16 protein-coding genes are annotated in these 16,893 nt (G+C 70.2%); 10 read left to right on the top strand and 6 right to left on the bottom strand.

What is annotated here, in order from left to right; translation table 11 throughout:
- Window positions 1-59: 59 nt before the first annotated feature.
- Window positions 60-542, bottom strand: a complete 483-nt coding sequence (locus OTB19_RS32550) for an ATP-binding protein (protein ID WP_267802285.1) — start codon at window positions 540-542, stop codon at window positions 60-62.
- 221 nt (window positions 543-763) lie between these two features.
- Here OTB19_RS32550 and OTB19_RS32555 point away from each other — a divergent pair, with 221 nt between their 5' ends.
- The 10 genes from OTB19_RS32555 (at window position 764) to OTB19_RS32600 (ending at window position 12,041) form a co-directional block, all read left to right on the top strand.
- Window positions 764-1,573 carry a hypothetical protein gene (locus OTB19_RS32555; RefSeq protein ID WP_267802286.1) on the top strand — a complete coding sequence of 270 codons (810 nt, stop codon included), beginning with the start codon at window positions 764-766 and terminating at the stop codon, window positions 1,571-1,573.
- Between the two features lie 111 nt (window positions 1,574-1,684).
- A complete protein-coding gene (locus OTB19_RS32560; protein WP_267802287.1) occupies window positions 1,685-2,398 on the top strand; it encodes a YcnI family protein in 714 nt (237 codons plus the stop codon).
- A 68-nt stretch (window positions 2,399-2,466) separates the two neighbouring features.
- Complete coding sequence (locus OTB19_RS32565; protein WP_267802288.1) at window positions 2,467-3,120, top strand: SCO family protein; 654 nt, start codon at window positions 2,467-2,469, stop codon at window positions 3,118-3,120.
- Window positions 3,117-3,617 carry a copper chaperone PCu(A)C gene (locus OTB19_RS32570; protein WP_267802289.1) on the top strand — a complete coding sequence of 167 codons (501 nt, stop codon included), beginning with the start codon at window positions 3,117-3,119 and terminating at the stop codon, window positions 3,615-3,617. Before OTB19_RS32565 ends, OTB19_RS32570 begins: the two co-directional genes overlap by 4 nt.
- 22 nt (window positions 3,618-3,639) lie before the next feature.
- Entirely contained in the window at window positions 3,640-5,652 is a 2,013-nt protein-coding gene (locus OTB19_RS32575; RefSeq protein ID WP_267802290.1) for a copper resistance protein CopC, read from the top strand.
- A gap of 5 nt (window positions 5,653-5,657) precedes the next feature.
- Window positions 5,658-6,935, top strand: a complete 1,278-nt coding sequence (gene efeB, locus OTB19_RS32580; protein ID WP_267802291.1) for an iron uptake transporter deferrochelatase/peroxidase subunit — start codon at window positions 5,658-5,660, stop codon at window positions 6,933-6,935.
- Between the two features lie 42 nt (window positions 6,936-6,977).
- A complete protein-coding gene (gene pheA / locus OTB19_RS32585) occupies window positions 6,978-7,913 on the top strand; it encodes a prephenate dehydratase (protein WP_267802292.1) in 936 nt (311 codons plus the stop codon).
- A gap of 372 nt (window positions 7,914-8,285) precedes the next feature.
- Window positions 8,286-9,620: an ISL3 family transposase gene (locus tag OTB19_RS32590; protein ID WP_267802293.1), complete on the top strand. Its 1,335-nt coding sequence runs from the start codon at window positions 8,286-8,288 to the stop codon at window positions 9,618-9,620.
- Between the two features lie 334 nt (window positions 9,621-9,954).
- Window positions 9,955-11,232 carry a serine--tRNA ligase gene (gene serS / locus OTB19_RS32595; protein ID WP_267802294.1) on the top strand — a complete coding sequence of 426 codons (1,278 nt, stop codon included), beginning with the start codon at window positions 9,955-9,957 and terminating at the stop codon, window positions 11,230-11,232.
- The gene (locus OTB19_RS32600) at window positions 11,229-12,041 is read left to right on the top strand and encodes an HAD family hydrolase (protein ID WP_267802295.1); all 813 of its coding nucleotides are present in this window, start codon (window positions 11,229-11,231) and stop codon (window positions 12,039-12,041) included. The genes serS and OTB19_RS32600 overlap by 4 nt, the downstream gene beginning before the upstream one ends.
- A 275-nt stretch (window positions 12,042-12,316) precedes the next feature.
- On the opposite strand, the gene OTB19_RS32605 is transcribed toward OTB19_RS32600, so the two are convergent.
- The 5 genes from OTB19_RS32605 to OTB19_RS32625 all read right to left on the bottom strand — a co-directional run bounded on the left by OTB19_RS32605 (window position 12,317) and on the right by OTB19_RS32625 (window position 16,575).
- Window positions 12,317-12,964, bottom strand: a complete 648-nt coding sequence (locus tag OTB19_RS32605) for a rhomboid-like protein (RefSeq protein WP_267802296.1) — start codon at window positions 12,962-12,964, stop codon at window positions 12,317-12,319.
- An 84-nt stretch (window positions 12,965-13,048) separates the two neighbouring features.
- Complete coding sequence (locus OTB19_RS32610; protein WP_267802297.1) at window positions 13,049-13,768, bottom strand: ABC transporter permease; 720 nt, start codon at window positions 13,766-13,768, stop codon at window positions 13,049-13,051.
- A gap of 14 nt (window positions 13,769-13,782) precedes the next feature.
- On the bottom strand, window positions 13,783-14,694 hold the full coding sequence (locus OTB19_RS32615) for an ABC transporter ATP-binding protein (protein ID WP_267802298.1): 912 nt from the start codon (window positions 14,692-14,694) through the stop codon (window positions 13,783-13,785).
- Complete coding sequence (locus tag OTB19_RS32620) at window positions 14,691-15,578, bottom strand: ABC transporter permease subunit (protein ID WP_267802299.1); 888 nt, start codon at window positions 15,576-15,578, stop codon at window positions 14,691-14,693. The genes OTB19_RS32615 and OTB19_RS32620 overlap by 4 nt, the downstream gene beginning before the upstream one ends.
- Complete coding sequence (locus OTB19_RS32625) at window positions 15,568-16,575, bottom strand: ABC transporter ATP-binding protein (protein WP_267802300.1); 1,008 nt, start codon at window positions 16,573-16,575, stop codon at window positions 15,568-15,570. Before OTB19_RS32625 ends, OTB19_RS32620 begins: the two co-directional genes overlap by 11 nt.
- Window positions 16,576-16,893: the final 318 nt, after the last annotated feature.

Raw genomic sequence — 16,893 nt, forward strand, 5'->3', positions numbered from 1 at the left:
GGTCCCGCCCACCGGTGTGTCCGGGGACGGGACCCGGCCGCACTGTCCGGCTCCCGCTCCTACGACGCCTGCAACAGGGCGCCGTCCCGCCACTTGAGGATCTTGTCGAAGCTGACCACCGCGCCCCGGCCCGGCCCGTTGCCGAAGCGGACGTGGTCGGCGAGTTCCGTGATCAGCCACAGGCCGCGGCCGTGCTCCTTCTCCGAGGCGTCGACCGGCGGGGAACCGTGCCCCTCGACCGTCGTCGGCGGGAAACCCGGGCCCGAGTCCGTCACCTCGATGCGGCAACGGTCCCCGTCCAGGTAGGCCGTCACCCGGTACGCCGCCCACTCCTCCGGGACCGGTCCGCCGCCTGAGCAGGCGGCGGACGCCGGGCCACCGTGCTCGACCGCGTTCGCGCACGCCTCGCTCAGCGCCACCGACAGGTCGAAGGAAATGTCAGGATCCACCCCCGCGGTCTCCATCGTCCCCAGCAGCAACCGCCTGGCGAGCGGCACGCTCGCGGCTTCGCGCCTCAAGTGGAGAGACCACCAGATGCTCATACGGTTACCTATTGCCGCCCGAGGTCGGCCGTAAGCCCCCGAGAGCGGACAGAGCGCTCATTCGGCCGATGTGGCGCTCCCGGGCGGCGGTGTACGCCCGGCGACACCCGCCACCGCCCCGCGCCCTCTGCGACCCGCACACGGCTCCCGAGGCGGGACGCATGGGACCTTCCGGACCTGCCGTATGGGCCGCCCGGGGGCAGTGCGATGATGACCCGGCCATGACTGCCCCCCACACGACGCAGGCCGGAGCAGGCCTCCGGACGATCCGGGCCGCGGTGTTCGCCGCGGTCTGCGTCGTGCTGTCCGCCGTCGGGCACGCCCTGGCATCCTGCGCCACCGTTCCCTGGTGGGCCCTCGGCATCGGCTTCCTCGCCGTCCTCGCGGTCGCGGCGCCGCTCGCCGGCCGCCTGCGCTCGCTGCCCGGCATCACCGCCGGGCTCACCGTCGGCCAGTTGGGACTCCACACGGTCTTCGGCCTGGGCCAGCACGGCGCCGCCTCGGCCGCGGACCCCACCCTGTCCGACTCCTCGCTCGCGGCGCTCGCCGCCCGACTGGTCTGCGGCGGCAACTCCGTTCCGATCAACCCGGCCGACGCCCGGCGGATCCTGGTGAGCGCCGGACTGGACCCGGCCGCGATGGCCGAGCAGGCCGCAGCCCAGGGTCACATGGCCCACGCACACGCGGCCCAGGCCGCCGCCGTCCCGGCGACCGGACTGTTCAGCCCGGCCATGCTGCTCGGTCACCTGTTGGCCGCGCTCGCCGCGGGCTGGCTCCTCGGGCGCGGCGACGCCGCCCTGTTCCGGCTCGTCGAACTCTCCCGGCTCTCCACCGAAGCCGACCCCGTACGTCCGCTGCGCGCCGCGCTGGCCCTCGTACGCCTCCTCGGCCACGGGCTGCTCGGGACGTCCTCCCGTACTCCCCGGACCCGTCGGACCGCGGCCGCCCCGGTCGCGGCGACCGGGCGGGAGGCCCTCCAGCACACGGTGATCAGGCGCGGCCCGCCCGGCGGTCTCGCCCTCGCAGCCTGACGCGGCATCCCCACCTCCCCGGAACACCCGGCGGGAGCACCGGTGCCGCGAACTCCGCGCGCGCCCGCGCGCGGGGCCACCGTCACACCGTTTCCGTGGAGTGTTTCTGCCATGAAGGCCTCTCGCGTCTCCTTCGCCGCCGCCCTCGCCGCCGGTACCGTCCTCGTCCTGTCCGGCACCGCCTTCGCCCACGTCGGCGTACAGCCCGGCGAGGCCACCAAGGGCGGCTACGCGGTCATCAACTTCAAGGTCCCGAACGAGCGCGACAACGCGTCGACGACCCAGCTGGAGGTCAACTTCCCGATCGACCAGCCGCTGACCTCCGTCATGCCGCAGGACGTCCCCGGCTGGACCGTGAAGGTCGAGAAGTCCAAGCTCGACAAGCCGCTCACCGTGCACGGCAAGCAGATCAACGAGGCCGTCACCAAGGTGACCTGGAGCGGCGGCAAGATCGAGGCCGGCAAGTTCCAGCAGTTCCCGGTGTCCGTCGGCAAGCTGCCGGAAAACGCCGACCAGATGGTCCTCAAGGCCATCCAGACGTACGACAACAACGAGGTCGTCCGCTGGATCGAGGAGGGCAAGGAAGGCGCGGCGGAACCGCAGAACCCGGCGCCCGTCCTGAAGCTGGTCGCCGCCAAGGCCGGTGACGACCACCACGCCGCGGGGGACGCCAAGGCCGGCGAGGCCAAGAGCGACGACAAGGCCCACGACGAGGCCGCGAAGAGCGGCTCGGACACGACCGCGCGCGCCCTCGGCATCGCGGGCATCGTGATCGGGCTGGGCGGCGTCGCCTTCGGAATCGCCTCGCGTCGTCGCGCCTCCTGACCCGACGGGCCCGCAGGCCCTGTCATTCAGACCATCCGCACCATCCCCGATCCCAGGGACACCTCTCCATGCGCACCACACGTGTGACGGTCGCCGCGCTCCTCGCGGCGGCCGCCCTCACCCTCACCGCCTGCGGCGGTGACCCCGCCAAGACCGGCGACTCGGTCAAGCTGATCAGCGGTCAGACCAAGACCGGGGCCGCGACGGTCCTCGACCGTCCCTTCGACAAGCCGGACCTGGTCCTCACGGACACCACCGGCAAGCCGTGGAACCTGCGCGAGCAGACCAAGGGCCGGCCGACGATCATCTACTTCGGCTACACCAACTGCCCCGACGTGTGCCCGCTGACGATGAGCAACATCGCCGTCGCCCGCAAGGCGCTTCCCAAGGCGGACCAGGACAAGCTCCAAGTCGTCTTCGTCACCACCGACCCCGAACGGGACACCCCCGACTCCCTCGGCGCGTGGCTCAAGGCCCAGGACCCGTCCTTCATCGGACTGACCGGGGACTTCGCCACCATCCAGGCCGGCGCACGGACGCTCGGCATCGGCATCGAGGCCGCCAAGAAGGAGGCCGACGGCAGCGTCGTCTCCATGCACGGCGCCCAGGTCATCGCGTTCTCGCCCAAGACCGACGAGGGCTACGTCCTCTACGGCGAGGGCACCACCGTCGATGACTACGCCAAGGACCTGCCGAAGCTCGTCAAGGGAGACACCCCGTGAACGCCCGCCCCACCCGCACCCTCGCCGCCGTGCTCTCCCTGACGGCAGCGCTCGCCATATCGGGCTGTTCCTCGGACTCCGACACCAAGGCCGACGGCGCCAAGTCCGACGATGCCAAGCCGACGATGACCGTCAGCGGGGCCTACATGCCCGAACCGGTCAACGACAAGATGGCCGGCGCGTTCATGATCATCAAGAACGACTCGAAGACCGCGGACAAGCTCACCGGCGTCACCAGCCCCCTCTCGGACGATCTCCAGGTCCACGAGACCAAGGACCAGAAGATGCAGCAGGTCGCGTCCATGGACGTGCCCGCGAACGGCGAACTGAACCTGGAGCGCGGCGGCAACCACGTCATGTTCATGGGTCTCAAGAACAAGCCGAAGGTCGGCGACAAGGTCACCGTCGAGCTGCGCTTCGAGAAGGCCGACCCCGTCAAGGTCGAGCTGGACGTCAAGGAACGGACGTACAACGCGCAGAACTCCAACGCCCACTGACGGACCGAGGAACCGACACGCCATGACGGCCACCGCCCCCGCCCCGGCCCGCGCGCACCTCCCGGCTTTCCTGCCGCGATGCGCGCTGGTCCTCGCAGCCCTGCTGGCAACCCTGTTCGCCGCGGCCGCCCCGGCCACGGCACACGCCGCACTCACCGCGAGCGACCCCAAGGACGGGGCGGTGGTCGCCACGGCGCCCGCCCAGGTCACCCTCTCCTTCTCGGAGCAGGTCGCCATGGGCGAGGACTCCATCCGCGTGATGGACCCGCAGGGCAAGCGCGTGGACACCGGTGAACTGCGCGACATGTGCAGCGGATCCACCATCCGCTACGGCACCGCCCTGCACTCCGGCCTGCCCGACGGTACGTACACCGTGGCCTGGCAGGCCGTCTCGGCGGACAGCCATCCCATCTCGGGTGCCTTCACCTTCTCCATCGGCGCCCCGTCGGCCACCCAGGTCGCCCTTCCCGCGCAGCAGGCCGGCGGCGGCCCCGTGGGCGTCGCCTACGGGCTGGCCCGGTACGCCGCCTACGCGGGCTTCATCGTGCTCGTCGGAGGCGCCGCGTTCATCCTGCTGTGCTGGCGGCGGGGATCGGTCGAACGTCCCCTGCAGAAGCTCGTGCTGCGCGGCTGGGTCACGTTGACCGCCGCCACGCTGGCGATGCTCGCACTGCGCAACCCGTACACCGGCTCGGGCAAGTTCGCCGACGTCTTCGACCTCGACGGCCTCAAGGCCGTGCTGGAGACCAAGACCGGCGCCTCCCTCGTGTCCAGGCTGCTGCTCCTCGGCGCGGCCGCGCTCTTCATCGCCGTGCTGTTCGGGGCGTACGCGCGCCGGCAGCAGGCGGCCGGGACCGCGGGCACTCCGGCCCCGTCCAAGGGAGAGGACGAGGGAGGACAGGACCGCAAGGACACCGCCGATCTCGCCTTCGGACTCGGGATCGGTGGTTCCGTCCTGGCCGCCGGCATCGCCGCGACCTGGGCACTGGCCGAGCACGCCTCCACGGGGATCCAGCCGGGCATCGCGATGCCCGCGGACATCCTGCACCTGCTGGGCGTGGCCACCTGGCTCGGCGGGCTCGCCGCCCTGCTGGTCGCCCTCCACAAGGTCCCCGACATCGAGCGTGCGGCCGTCCGGCGCTTCTCCAAGGTCGCCTTCATCAGCGTCCTGGTGATCACGATCACCGGCGTCTACCAGTCCTGGCGCCAGCTCGGAAGCTGGTCCGCCCTGACCGACACCAGTTACGGACGACTGCTGCTGATCAAGGTCGGCCTCGTCGCCGTTCTCGTCGGGATCGCCTACGTCTCGCGGGGCTGGACCGCCCGGCTCGCCGAAGGCCGGGTGCCGAACAAGGCGGCCACAACGAAGGCCGTTGTTTCACGTGAAACAACGGCCGATGTTTCACGTGAAACAACGCGCGAGACCGTTCCCGCGGCAACGCGCGAGACGGTCCCCTCCGACCCCAAGCGGGCCGCCCAGCTCGCCCGGCAGGGCGCCGCCCGGGAGAACGCGCGCGAGAAGCAGATACGGGACTCCGATCCGGGCCGCGCGGGACTGCGCCGCTCCGTTCTCGCCGAGGCCTGTGTGGCCGTGGCGCTGCTGGCCGTCACCACCATCCTGACGAACACCGAGCCGGGTCGCGCCGTGCAGCAGGAGACCGGCCGCAACGGTGCGTCGACCGCCGTCCCGAACCGGGCCGTGAAGATCACCCTGCCCTTCGACACCGGCGGCCAGAACGGCAAGGGCACCGTGCGGCTGGAGCTGGACCCCGGCCGGGTGGGCGCCAACACCCTCCACCTCTGGGCCGACGGCGCGGACGGGCAGCCGCTCGACCTTCCCGAGATCAAGGTCGCCTTCACCCTCCCGGCCAAGGACATCGGCCCGCTGCCGCTCGCCCCGGACCGAGCCGCTCCCGGACACTGGGCGTCGTCCGGGGTTCAGCTGCCCCTCGCGGGCGAGTGGCGCATCGACGTGACCGTCCGTACCTCCGACATCGACCAGACGACCGTCCAGAAGAACGTGAAGATCGGCTGACCAGCGTGACCGAGAGCAGCGACAACCACCCCGACATCGAGATCTCCCGGCGCCGACTGCTGGGCACGGTCGGCGCCGCGGGCGCCACCGGGCTCGCGCTCGGCGGCGTCGGTGGCGCCCTCACGCACGCGGCACTGTCCGACTCCCCGGCGGGCGGCGCCGCGGGAGCCCTCACCTCGCTCGGCGCCACGGAGGTCTCCTTCCAGGGGGAGCACCAAGCCGGCATCGTCACGCCGCTCCAGGCCAAGGGCCACGTACTGGCCTTCGACCTGGCCCCTGGCGCCGGCCGCACCGAGGCGGCCGCGCTGATGCGCCGCTGGTCCGAAACGGCGCGGCGGCTGATGGCGGGAGAGACCGCGCCGAACGCCGACAGCGGGATCGCCCTCGACGCGGGGCCATCGTCCCTCACGGTCACCTTCGGCTTCGGCCACTCCTTCTTCGAACGCACCGGCCTGGCCGCCCGCCGCCCCGCGGCCCTGGACCCGCTGCCGAACTTCTCCTCGGACCGGCTCGACCCGCAGCGGAGCAACGGCGACCTGTGGGTCCAGATCGGCGCGAACGACGGGCTCGTCGCCTTCCACGCGCTGCGCGCCCTGCACAAGGACGCCGGGGACGCCGCCCGGGTGCGTTGGCAGATGAACGGCTTCAACCGGTCTCCCGGCGCGACGGCCTCCCCGATGACCGCCCGCAACCTGATGGGCCAGATCGACGGCACCGGCAACCCGAAGCCCTCGGAGCCCGACTTCGACAAGCGGATCTTCGTTCCCGCCGGCGGACCCGGGCCCGCGGAACACTCCTGGATGGCCGGGGGCTCGTACGCCGTCGTCCGCAGGATCCGCATGCTCCTCGACGACTGGGACAAGCAGCCCACGGCCAAGCAGGAGCAGGTCATCGGTCGCACGAAGGCCACCGGGGCGCCCCTCACCGGGGGCGGCGAGAGCACCGAGATGGATCTGACCAAGTTCGGCGGCGACGGCAAGCCGGTGATCCCGTCCAACGCCCATGCGCGGATCTCGGCTCCCGAGCAGAATGGAGGAGCGGCCATGCTGCGGCGTCCGTTCTCCTTCCACGACGGGATCTCCACCGACGGCACCCCCGACGCCGGACTCCTCTTCATCTGCTGGCAGGCCGATCCGCTGCGCGGTTTCGTACCCGTCCAGCGCAAGCTCGACCGCGGTGACGCCCTGTCCGAGTTCATCCGGCATGAGTCCAGTGGGCTGTACGCGGTCCCGCCCGGGCCGCGTGCCGGGGAGTACGTCGGACAGCGGCTGCTCGAAGGGTGAACAGCCCGTCGGAGCCGTGGCCTCCGGCATTAGGCTGATCACATGTCGGCCACTCGTTTCACCTATCTCGGTCCCGAGGGCACTTTCACCGAAGCCGCCCTTCGCACCTTGCCGGAAGCCGCCACCCGGGAGCTCGTCCCGATGGTGTCCGTGCCGGCCGCCCTCGACGCCGTGCGGGTCGGTGAAGCCGCCGCCGCGCTGGTGCCGATCGAGAACTCGGTGGAGGGCGGGGTCACCGCCACCCTCGACGAGCTGGCCTCGGGCGAGCCGCTGATGATCTACCGCGAGGTGCTGCTGCCCATCGCGTTCGCGCTCCTCGTGCGGCCCGGCACCAAACTGTCGGACGTCAAGACGGTCACCGGGCACCCGGTGGCCCAGCCGCAGGTCCGCAACTGGCTGCGGGCGAACCTGCCCGACGCGCTGTGGGAGTCGGCCGCGTCCAACGCCGACGGTGCCCGGCTGGTGCAGGAGGGCCGGTTCGACGCCGCCTTCGCGGGCGAGTTCGCCGCCGCGACGTACGGGCTGGAGGCTCTGGTCACCGAGATCCACGACGCGGAGAACGCCGAGACCCGGTTCGTGCTCGTCGGCCGGCCCGCGCGGCCCGCCGCGCCGACCGGCGCCGACAAGACCTCCGTGGTGTTGTGGCTCGGCGACGACCGCCCCGGTGCGCTGTTGGAACTGCTTCAGGAGTTCGCCGTGCGCGGCGTCAACCTGATGCTGATCCAGTCCCGGCCGACGGGCGCGGGCATCGGCAACTACTGCTTCGCGGTCGACGCCGAGGGCCACATCTCCGACCGGCGGGTCAGCGAGGCGCTGATGGGGCTGAAGCGGACGTGTCCGCAGGTGCGCTTCCTCGGCTCGTACCCGCGGGCGGGTGTCGCTCTGGGTGACGTACGGGCCTCGCGCCCCGGTACCTCCGACGGTGACTTCACGGCGGCCTCCGATTGGCTGACGCGCTGCCTCGACGGCCGCGCGTAGGTCTTCGTCCACTGTCCACAGAGTTATCCACAGGGCGAGATGGCGACCTGGGGACAAGTCGACAGAGCAGCATAACAAGGTCGACATATCGGTCGGGTGGCCCGGGTTTCGCGCTGGAGAGCGGGAGGTGAACGGCGTCACCCGCGCATCGCAGATCAACTCGTTGGGGCGAGCCATTCCCACCCGAATGAGTGTGTGAGGGTGGTTTGAAGGGTCTTCGAATTTAAGCGGGGAGGGGCGTTCGTCGGCCGGACTGTTGGTCGCGGAGAGTGAGCATGAGGTCGAGTCGGGGGTCCCGTGTGTGAGCCGCCCGCGGCGCTTGTGGATGATCACTGTTGTTGAGGCAGTGGATCTACAAGTGACGCGGGCGGCGTGGGAAACGATACCGGCGCGACGGCGCTGTTCGATCTGGAGGGGGTCGCGGTGGTGAGGGTGGACCGGGCCGAGGACGGGATGCGCACGGTCCATCTGGTGACCACGGACCCGGCGGCGCGGGCCTGTCCGGCCTGCGGGACGTTCGCCACCCGGGTCAAGGGGCTCACCGTGACGCGGCCCCGTGATCTGGCCCACGGCGGGAGCGCGGTGGCCGTCCGCTGGCACAAGCGGCGCTGGCAGTGCCGTGAGAAGCGGTGTGAACGGGGCACGTTCACCGAGCAGATCGCGCAGATACCGGCCCGGATGCGATTGACGGAGCGGTTGCGGACCGCGTGCGGGCAGGCCGTGGTCGATGGCGGGCGCACGGTCGTACAGTCCGGCCGTGACCTGGGCCCCAGCTGGCCCATCGTGATGCGGGCCGTCCGCGCCTTCGCCCAGCGGGTGCTGCCCCCGACGCCACCGCGCACGTCGGCGATCGGGATCGACGAGACCCGCCGGGGCAAGCCCGTCTGGCGACAGAACCCGGACACCGGCAAGTGGGAACTGATCGCGGATGCCTGGCACATCGGCTTCGTCGACGCCGTCGGCGGGCGCGGCCTGTTCGGCCAGGTCGAGGGCCGCAACGCCGCCTCCGTCGCAGCCTGGCTCGCCGCCCGGCCCGAGGACTGGAAACGGCACGTCAAGCATGTCGCGATCGACCTGTGCGCGACCTTCAGGGCCGCCATCCGCACGGCCCTGCCCGACGCGGTCGTCGTCGTGGACTGCTTCCATATCGTCCAGCTCGCCCAGCGCCACCTCGCCGACCTGCGACGGCGCTTGACCTGGAAACAGCACGGCCGGCGGGCCCGCAAGGGCGACGGCGTCTACACCGTCCGCAAGCTCCTGCGCCGCAACAAGGAAGACCTCCGCCCCGAACAACTCACCCTTCTGGAAACAGAGTTGGATCACATGGGTACCTACGGGCGGCAGATCCTCGCCGGCTGGCAGGCCAAGGAACTCCTGCGCGACCTGCTCCGCCTGGCCGCCAAGCACACCCGCACCCACCCCGACCGCTCGGCGATCTCCGCCGCCCGCCACCGCTTCAACGCCCACGTCGCCGACCACGCCCACCTGCCCGAACTCGCCACGCTCGCCGAGACCATCGACGCCTGGTGGGACGGCATCGAGGCCTACGTCACCATCGGAATCACCAACGCCGCCAGCGAAGGCAACAACCGCCTCATCAAGCTCGACGCCCGATGCGCCTTCGGCTACCACAACCGCGAGAATCAGAGGTTGCGGTCACTCACCGCAACCACGAGACGGGCCCGGCGCGAGGCCCTCCCCGCTTAAATTCGAAGACCCGGTTTGAACCCTGACTAGCCCCGCTGGACCGCCGGTCGCGAAGGAACTCTTCGCGTTTCCACAGATGCGGCGCACAGCCTGTGGATAAGAGCGCTTCCACAGGAATTCCTGTGGACAAAGAACGGCTGACAGGCCGGTCCGGGAGCCGCCCATGGCCCGGCGTTTGCCCCATTTCAGGGAATGGGCCGCTTTTATCGGCCCTCCGGGAACGATCGCATCCGGCCGGCGGACAACAGTTTTACATTCGCGGCAATTGAGACATAGCGACACGCAGCGTGATATCGGTGTGATGCCGGGAACCCCAGCCCGGTAGCCTGGAGGGGTGATTGACCTCCGGCTGCTCCGTGAAGACCCTGACCGTGTCCGCGCCTCGCAGCGCGCTCGTGGAGAGGACGTCGGCCTCGTCGACGCACTGCTCTCCGCCGACGAGCGCCGCAGGTCCTCCGGCATGCGCTTCGACGAATTGCGCAACGAACAGAAGTCGCTCGGCAAGCTCATTCCCAAGGCCTCTCCGGAGGAACGGGCGGAGCTCCTCACCAAGGCCGAACAGCTCAAGCAGGACGTCAAGGCGGCCGAAGCCGAGCAGAACGAGGCGGACGAGGCGGCCAAGCGGCTCCTCCTCCAGCTCGGGAACATCGTCCACAGCGACGTCCCCGTCGGCGGCGAGGAGGACTTCACCGTCCTTGAGACGCACGGCGTCATCCGCGACTTCGCCGCCGAGGGCTTCGAGGCCAAGGACCACCTGGAACTCGGCGAGTCGCTGGGTGCCATCGACGTCGAACGCGGCGCCAAGGTGTCGGGCTCGCGCTTCTACTACCTCACCGGCGTCGGCGCGCTCCTGGAACTGGCCCTGGTCAACGCGTCGATCGCACAGGCCACCGAGGCCGGCTTCATCCCGATGCTGACCCCCGCGCTGGTGCGTCCGCGCGCCATGGAGGGCACCGGCTTCCTCGGCCAGGCCGCGGAGAACGTGTACCACCTGGAGAAGGACGACTACTACCTCGTCGGCACCTCCGAGGTACCGCTCGCCGCGTACCACATGGACGAGATCATCGAGGCCGACAAGCTGCCCCTGCGGTACGCCGGCTTCTCGCCGTGCTTCCGCCGAGAGGCCGGCACGTATGGCAAGGACACCCGCGGCATCTTCCGCGTCCACCAGTTCGACAAGGTCGAGATGTTCTCGTACGTCGCGCCGGAGGAGGCCGAGGCCGAGCACCAGCGGCTCCTCGAATGGGAGAAGCAGTGGCTGACCAGCCTGGAGCTGCCCTTCCAGGTGATCGACGTCGCCACGGGTGACCTGGGCTCCTCCGCCTCGCGCAAGTTCGACTGCGAGGCGTGGATCCCGACCCAGGGCAAGTACCGCGAGCTGACCTCCGCCTCGAACTGCGACGGCTTCCAGGCGCGTCGCCTGTCGATCCGCTACCGCGACGGCAAGAAGACCCAGCCGCTCTCCACGCTGAACGGCACCCTGTGCGCCGTCCCGCGCACGATCGTCGCCATCCTGGAGAACCACCAGCAGGCCGACGGTTCCGTACGGGTCCCCCCGGTGCTCCGTCCGTACCTGGGTGGTCGCGAGGTCCTGGAGCCGATCGCCAAGTGAGCCCGGCCCCCTTCCCCTACAAGCTCGTCGCGACGGACCTCGACGGCACGCTGCTGCGTGACGACGACACCGTCTCGGAGCGCACCCGTGAAGCCCTCCTCGCGGCCACCGCCGCGGGCGCGGCCCACATCATCGTCACCGGCCGGGCCGTGCCCTGGACCCGGCACGTGCTCGACGATCTCGGCTACAAGGGGATCGCCGTGTGCGGACAGGGCGCCCAGGTGTACGACGCGGGGGCGCACCGACTCCTGACCTCGGTGACGCTGGACCGCCAGCTGGCCGGTCTGGCGCTGTCGAAGATAGAGGCGGAGCTCGGGCCGCTGGCGGTCGCCGCCAGCCGGGACGGGGTGGACGGCGAGGTCCTGTTCGGGCCCGGCTACCAGGTCCAGGAAGGGCTGCCGGCCCTGTACCTGGAGGACACCGCGGCCATCTGGACCGCGCCGCTGAACAAGCTGTACATCCAGCACCCGGGGCTCGGCGACGACGAGCTCGTCAAGGCGGCCCGGGCGACCGTGGGCAGCCTGGTGGACATCGTGATGGCGGGTCCGGGCGTGGTGGAGATCCTGCCCCTGGGTCTGAGCAAGGCGACCGGCCTGTCGCTGGCCGCGCGCCGGCTGGGGGTGAAGGCGGCGGAGACGATCGCCTTCGGCGACATGCCCAACGACATCCCGATGTTCGGGTGGTCGGCGCACGGTGTGGCGATGGCCAATGCCCACCCGGAGCTCAAGGCCGTGGCCGACGAGGTGACGACCTCCAACCAGGAGGACGGCATCGCGGTGGTGCTGGAACGTCTGTTGGGCGCGGCCTGACCGCAGGGCCCGAAGCACGCGAAGAGGAGAAAGGTCCGGGAGCAGCCCGCGCCGCGAGGCGCGCTCGAAGTGGCTGTCCCGGACCTTCTTGTTGCTCCCCGCACCACTCACTCTGCCCCGGCCACACGCCCCTTACCAGTCATTTTCCGTGCGCCGGTCGCGGGTCCGACGGCGCTGTCGGGAGCCGCTCGTCGGATCGTGAGCAGCGCGGCAGGGGCTCGCGTACGACGTGGCTCACCCAGGCGTTGCCTCGGGACCCCGGCTCCTTCATCGGCTCATGTTTCACGTGAAACATGGGTGGGTTGTGGATGCCGGGTCAGCGGCCAGGCCAGCAGGCCTACGGCCAGCGCGATGGCGTGTCCGAGGTCGGTGAAGGTTCCGCCGCCGAGGAGGGGGATGCCGAAGAAGGCGACGACTCCCGCGAGGTAGAGCCACCTCCAGGGGGCGGGCAGCCGGTAGGTCAGGACTCCGGCGGCCGCGGCCAGTCCGTAGCTGACGCCGATGTCGACGACGTGGACCATGCTGCGCGGGGCCCGGTGGTCCTGGATGGCCATCAGCACCAGTTTCTGGCTGACCAGGGTGGCGGTGATGTGGGCGGTCGCGATGATCGCGAGCCACCGCAGGGTGCCGAGCCAGCGTTCGACGGGAGCGTGGAAGAGCTCGAAGAGCGCCGCGTACAGGGCGAGCGAGGCCGGGTTCTCGATCCAGAACGCGCTGGAGAGCAGGGCTCGAATGGGGTGCCGGGTGAGCTCGTGGATGTTGCTGCTGTTGCGGTGCAGCAGGACGTGGTCCAGGTGATCGGGAGCGATCACCACGACCACACTGGTGACGGCGATGATCAACAGCCAGATGTGCGTGCCGGGCGAGGAGCGTATCCAGGACCACAGCGGCCTGGAAGGCTCGGGCTCGGCGTGCGGCATCATGCACCGATGATGACCCGCGAAGCTGTGCCCCGCCCGGCCGGTGGGCCGGGCGGGGCACGGGTGTGACGGCGCTGCCGGCCGGTCCTACTCCTCGCCCGCGAGGGTGAGGCGACGCAGCTTCTGGCCCGCGTAGACGGTGGCTCCGACGGTGACCGCGACGAGCAGTACCGAGGCGGTGGGCAGGCCCACGGTGGCGTCGACGTATCCCTCGCCGGCGACCTTCTCGGCCAAGGCCAGGGACCACTGCTGGACGCTCAGGGTCTTCGCCCCGGAGACCAGGCTGCCGAAGAGGGACTCCCAGATCAGGGCGTAGACGAGACCGAAGACGACGGCGTGCCGGCTGACGGTGCCCAGCAGCAGGAACAGCGCGCTGTAGGCGATCGAGGCGACGAGGGCGGCCACGGTGTAGGCGACGGCGATCTGTTGGCCGTTGCCGTTGAGGATGAAGCCCGCGATCAGGGTGGGGATCGCGGAGAACACCATCGTGACCGCGATCGCGACGATCAGCTTGGTCATGATGATCGTCGGCCGCTTCACCGGCTTGGAGAGCAGGTAGACGATCGAGCCGTCGTCGATCTCGGGACCGATGGCGCCGGTGCCGGCGATGACGCCGATCAGCGGGACCATCGTGGCGAGGGCGAATCCGCCGAGCAGATCGGCGGCGACCTTGTCGTCCAGGCCCGTGAAGGCACGGACGGCGATGCTGAGGACGATCAGCAGGGCGGGCAGCGCGAAGAGGATCAGCGCGCGGCGGCGGCCGAGCAGGGCCCGGTAGGTGAGCCGGGCGACGGTGGGGTTGTACATGGGTGCCAGCTCCTTCAGGCCGCGACGAGGTAGGAGAAGACCGACTCGAGGGACTCGTCGGAGGGCGAGACCGTCAGCAGCCGGATGCCGTGCTCGCGGGCGACCCGCGGCAGCAGCTCGGTGAAGCGCCCGAAGTCGACGGCCTGGACGCGCAGGACGCCTTCCTTCAGGTCGACCTCGATACCGGCGGTGGACGGGTCGGCGATCAGGGCCGCGGCAAGGGCCCGGTCGTCGGAGGAACGGATCAGGTAGCGGTGCGGACGGTCCGTCATCAGGCGACGGATCTTGCGGAAGTCACCGGAAGCCGCGTGCCGGCCGGCCACGACCACCTCGATGTGGGAGGCGAGCTGTTCGACCTCCTCCAGGATGTGGGAGGAGAAGAGCACGGTGCGTCCCTCGTCGCCCATGCGCCTCAGCAGGTCCATGAGCTGCATGCGCTGACGCGGGTCCATGCCGTTGAACGGCTCGTCGAGGAGCAGCACCGACGGGTCGTGGACGAGGGCGGAGGCCATCTTCACGCGCTGGCGCATGCCCTTGGAGTACGTGGCGATCTTGCGGTCCTGGGCGTACTCCATCTCGACGGTGGCCAGGGCCCGCTGGGCGGCCGCGTCGTCGAGTCCGTGGAGTTCGGCGTTGGCGACGACGAACTCGCGGCCGGTGAGGAAGTCGTACATGGCCTCGCGCTCGGGCACGACGCCGATCTGCTTGTAGACCTGCTCGTTGCGCCAGATCGGCGTCCCGTCCAGGGTGACCGTGCCGGTGGAGGGGGCCAGGAAGCCGCCCATCATGTTGATGAGCGTGGACTTGCCCGCACCGTTGGGACCGAGGAGGCCGGTGACACCCGGACCGATGCGCATGGTCACGTCGTTGACGGCGACGACGTTCCCGAACCAGCGGGAGGTGTGGTCGATGTCGATGATGGTCACAGCCCGGCCTTCCGGTAGCGGGCCATCAGTGCGGCGTAGGAGCCGGCGATGAGCCCGAGGGCGACGAGCAGGTAGACGAAGCCAATGCCGGCCGTGGGGCCCTCGCCGCCGGGGAAGGCGGAGGTGCCGTTGAGGAAGGCGGTCTGGATGCCGTCGATCAGGGTGATCGGGGAGAACAGGCCCAGCCAGTCGATGGCGCCGGTGGAGCCGGTGTTGTACGCGATGCCCTGTACGGCGGTCACGGCTCCGTACGGGATCAAGAGCACGGCGATGATGGCGGCGACGCCGAACCCGCGACGCGGCGTCAGCGCGGCCATGACCAGGCCGAGGCCGGCGAAAAGCAGCGACAGGAGCAGTACGGAGGCCAGCCCCTGCCCGAAGCCCTCGGTCTGGTCCCCGAAGTCGAACTTCGCGAGCAGCGAGCCGATGTACATGATCAGCAGCGGGGTCGCGGTGAGGATGAACAGGGCCGAGGCCATGGCCGCGAACTTGGCCACGACGTAGTCCACGCGCTCGATGGGCCGCGAGAAGTACAGCGGCACCGTCTTGAAGCGCAGGTCCCGGGAGACCGACTGCGGGGCCTGGGAGGCGAGGTACAGGCCGATGATCACCTGGGTGGTCAGGGCGTACGTCGTGTACTTGATCGGCAGGTCGGTGGAGCCGGGCACCGCGATGGCCACCGCGACGATGATCAGCGCGGGAACGCACATCACCGCGAAGAGGATCATCGGCAGCACTTTGGACTTGGCCGAGCGACCGAGGCCGTACGCGCCGCGCAGCGACTGCGAGAACAGCGACTTGCGCGCGTAGGCACGGCCGAGCCGGGGGCCGTCGTAGGACCGGTAGCCGATGTTGTGGATCTGGGTCGAGGTGTCAGGCGCCATCGGAACCGGCTCCCTTCTGCTGGGTGGGCCGCGCCTGCGGGGCGTGCGGCGCGGACGGGTCGTTGTCGCGGAAGACCTCCGCGATGTGGTGGCGGCGCTGCTCCATGCGGACCAGGCCGATCCCCAGGTCGGCGACGGTGTCGCGGACCGTGTCGTACGTCTCCTCGCCCGTCGCCTCGACGAGGAGGACGTGGCCTGCGCCCGGCAGGCCCTGCTCCTCGCCCACGTGCAGGGTGATGCCCGCCTCGGTGAGCGCCTTGCGCAGCGCGGCGGTGCCGTCCGGGTGGGTGTCGGAATCGGTGACCTCGACCGCCAGGGTCGTGGTGCTCTGCATGAACTCGCTGGTGGAGCTGGAGCGCAGGAGCTTGCCGCCGTCGACGACCACGACGTGGTCGCAGGTCCGCTCCAGCTCTCCGAGAAGGTGCGAGGTGACCAGGACAGAGATCCCGAAGTCGGTGTGGATACGGCGGATCAGGCCGAGCATCTCGTCGCGACCGACCGGGTCCAGGCCGTTGGTGGGCTCGTCGAGCAGCACCAGCTGGGGGTCGTGGACGAGCGCCTGGGCCAGCTTGACCCGCTGCTTCATGCCCGTGGAGTAGCCGCCGATGGGGCGGTAGCGCTCCTCGTACAGACCCACGTGGCGCAGGGTGTCGGCGGTCCGTTCGCGGGCGGCGGTCGGGGGCAGCCCGGACATGCGCGCCATGTGCACGACGAACTCGGTGGCCGAGACGTCGGGGGGCAGGCAGTCGTGCTCGGGCATGTAGCCGACACGCTCACGGATGGCGCTGCCATGCGTGGAGACGTCGAGTCCGAGCACGGCGGCACGGCCCTCGGTGGCGGGGGACAGTCCCAGCAGAATCTTGATCAGCGTGGACTTGCCGGCTCCGTTGGCGCCCACGAGCCCGGTAACGCCGGGCCCGATGTCCAGGGAGAGCCGGTCGAGGGCGGTCACTCGGGGGTACCGCTTGCTCAGGCTTTCGGTCGCGATGACAGTCACAGGCTCGACGTTAGTGGTGCGTGCCGCGCGGATCGTCAGACCAGGAGCCGGATCCCGTCTCCGCCTTGAGGACTACAGGACCCGCCCAAAGGCTGATGTGGCCCGGGTTGAGTCGGCACGGAGCGCGGTGACGGTGTTGCCATCGTTCCGTTTCTCCGTGCCGCTCGCCGAACCCGGCGTGCACCTCTCAACCTCGATCCACCGCGTGATCTTTGATCACGCGGTGTGATTGCTTTTGTGGTGGGTTTCCGGATTCGGGCAGGCCGGTATCCCGGGTGGCCGTCCCGGTGGCGGGTTCTCCGAGGTTCTTTCTGGTCG

Origin of the sequence: Streptomyces sp. H27-H5, from assembly GCF_026627505.1 — a bacterium.
Lineage (GTDB): Bacteria > Actinomycetota > Actinomycetes > Streptomycetales > Streptomycetaceae > Streptomyces.

Bases quoted from the DNA above. Each gene is read 5' to 3' on its own strand.
- OTB19_RS32620 (WP_267802299.1), bottom strand. From the start codon at position 15,578: ATGGCGCCTGACACCTCGACCCAGATCCACAACATCGGCTACCGGTCC.
- OTB19_RS32610 (WP_267802297.1), bottom strand. From the start codon at position 13,768: ATGTACAACCCCACCGTCGCCCGGCTCACCTACCGGGCCCTGCTCGGC.
- pheA (WP_267802292.1), top strand. From the start codon at position 6,978: ATGTCGGCCACTCGTTTCACCTATCTCGGTCCCGAGGGCACTTTCACC.
- OTB19_RS32605 (WP_267802296.1), bottom strand. From the start codon at position 12,964: ATGATGCCGCACGCCGAGCCCGAGCCTTCCAGGCCGCTGTGGTCCTGG.
- OTB19_RS32565 (WP_267802288.1), top strand. From the start codon at position 2,467: ATGCGCACCACACGTGTGACGGTCGCCGCGCTCCTCGCGGCGGCCGCC.
- OTB19_RS32575 (WP_267802290.1), top strand. From the start codon at position 3,640: ATGACGGCCACCGCCCCCGCCCCGGCCCGCGCGCACCTCCCGGCTTTC.
- OTB19_RS32550 (WP_267802285.1), bottom strand. From the start codon at position 542: ATGAGCATCTGGTGGTCTCTCCACTTGAGGCGCGAAGCCGCGAGCGTG.
- OTB19_RS32555 (WP_267802286.1), top strand. From the start codon at position 764: ATGACTGCCCCCCACACGACGCAGGCCGGAGCAGGCCTCCGGACGATC.
- OTB19_RS32560 (WP_267802287.1), top strand. From the start codon at position 1,685: ATGAAGGCCTCTCGCGTCTCCTTCGCCGCCGCCCTCGCCGCCGGTACC.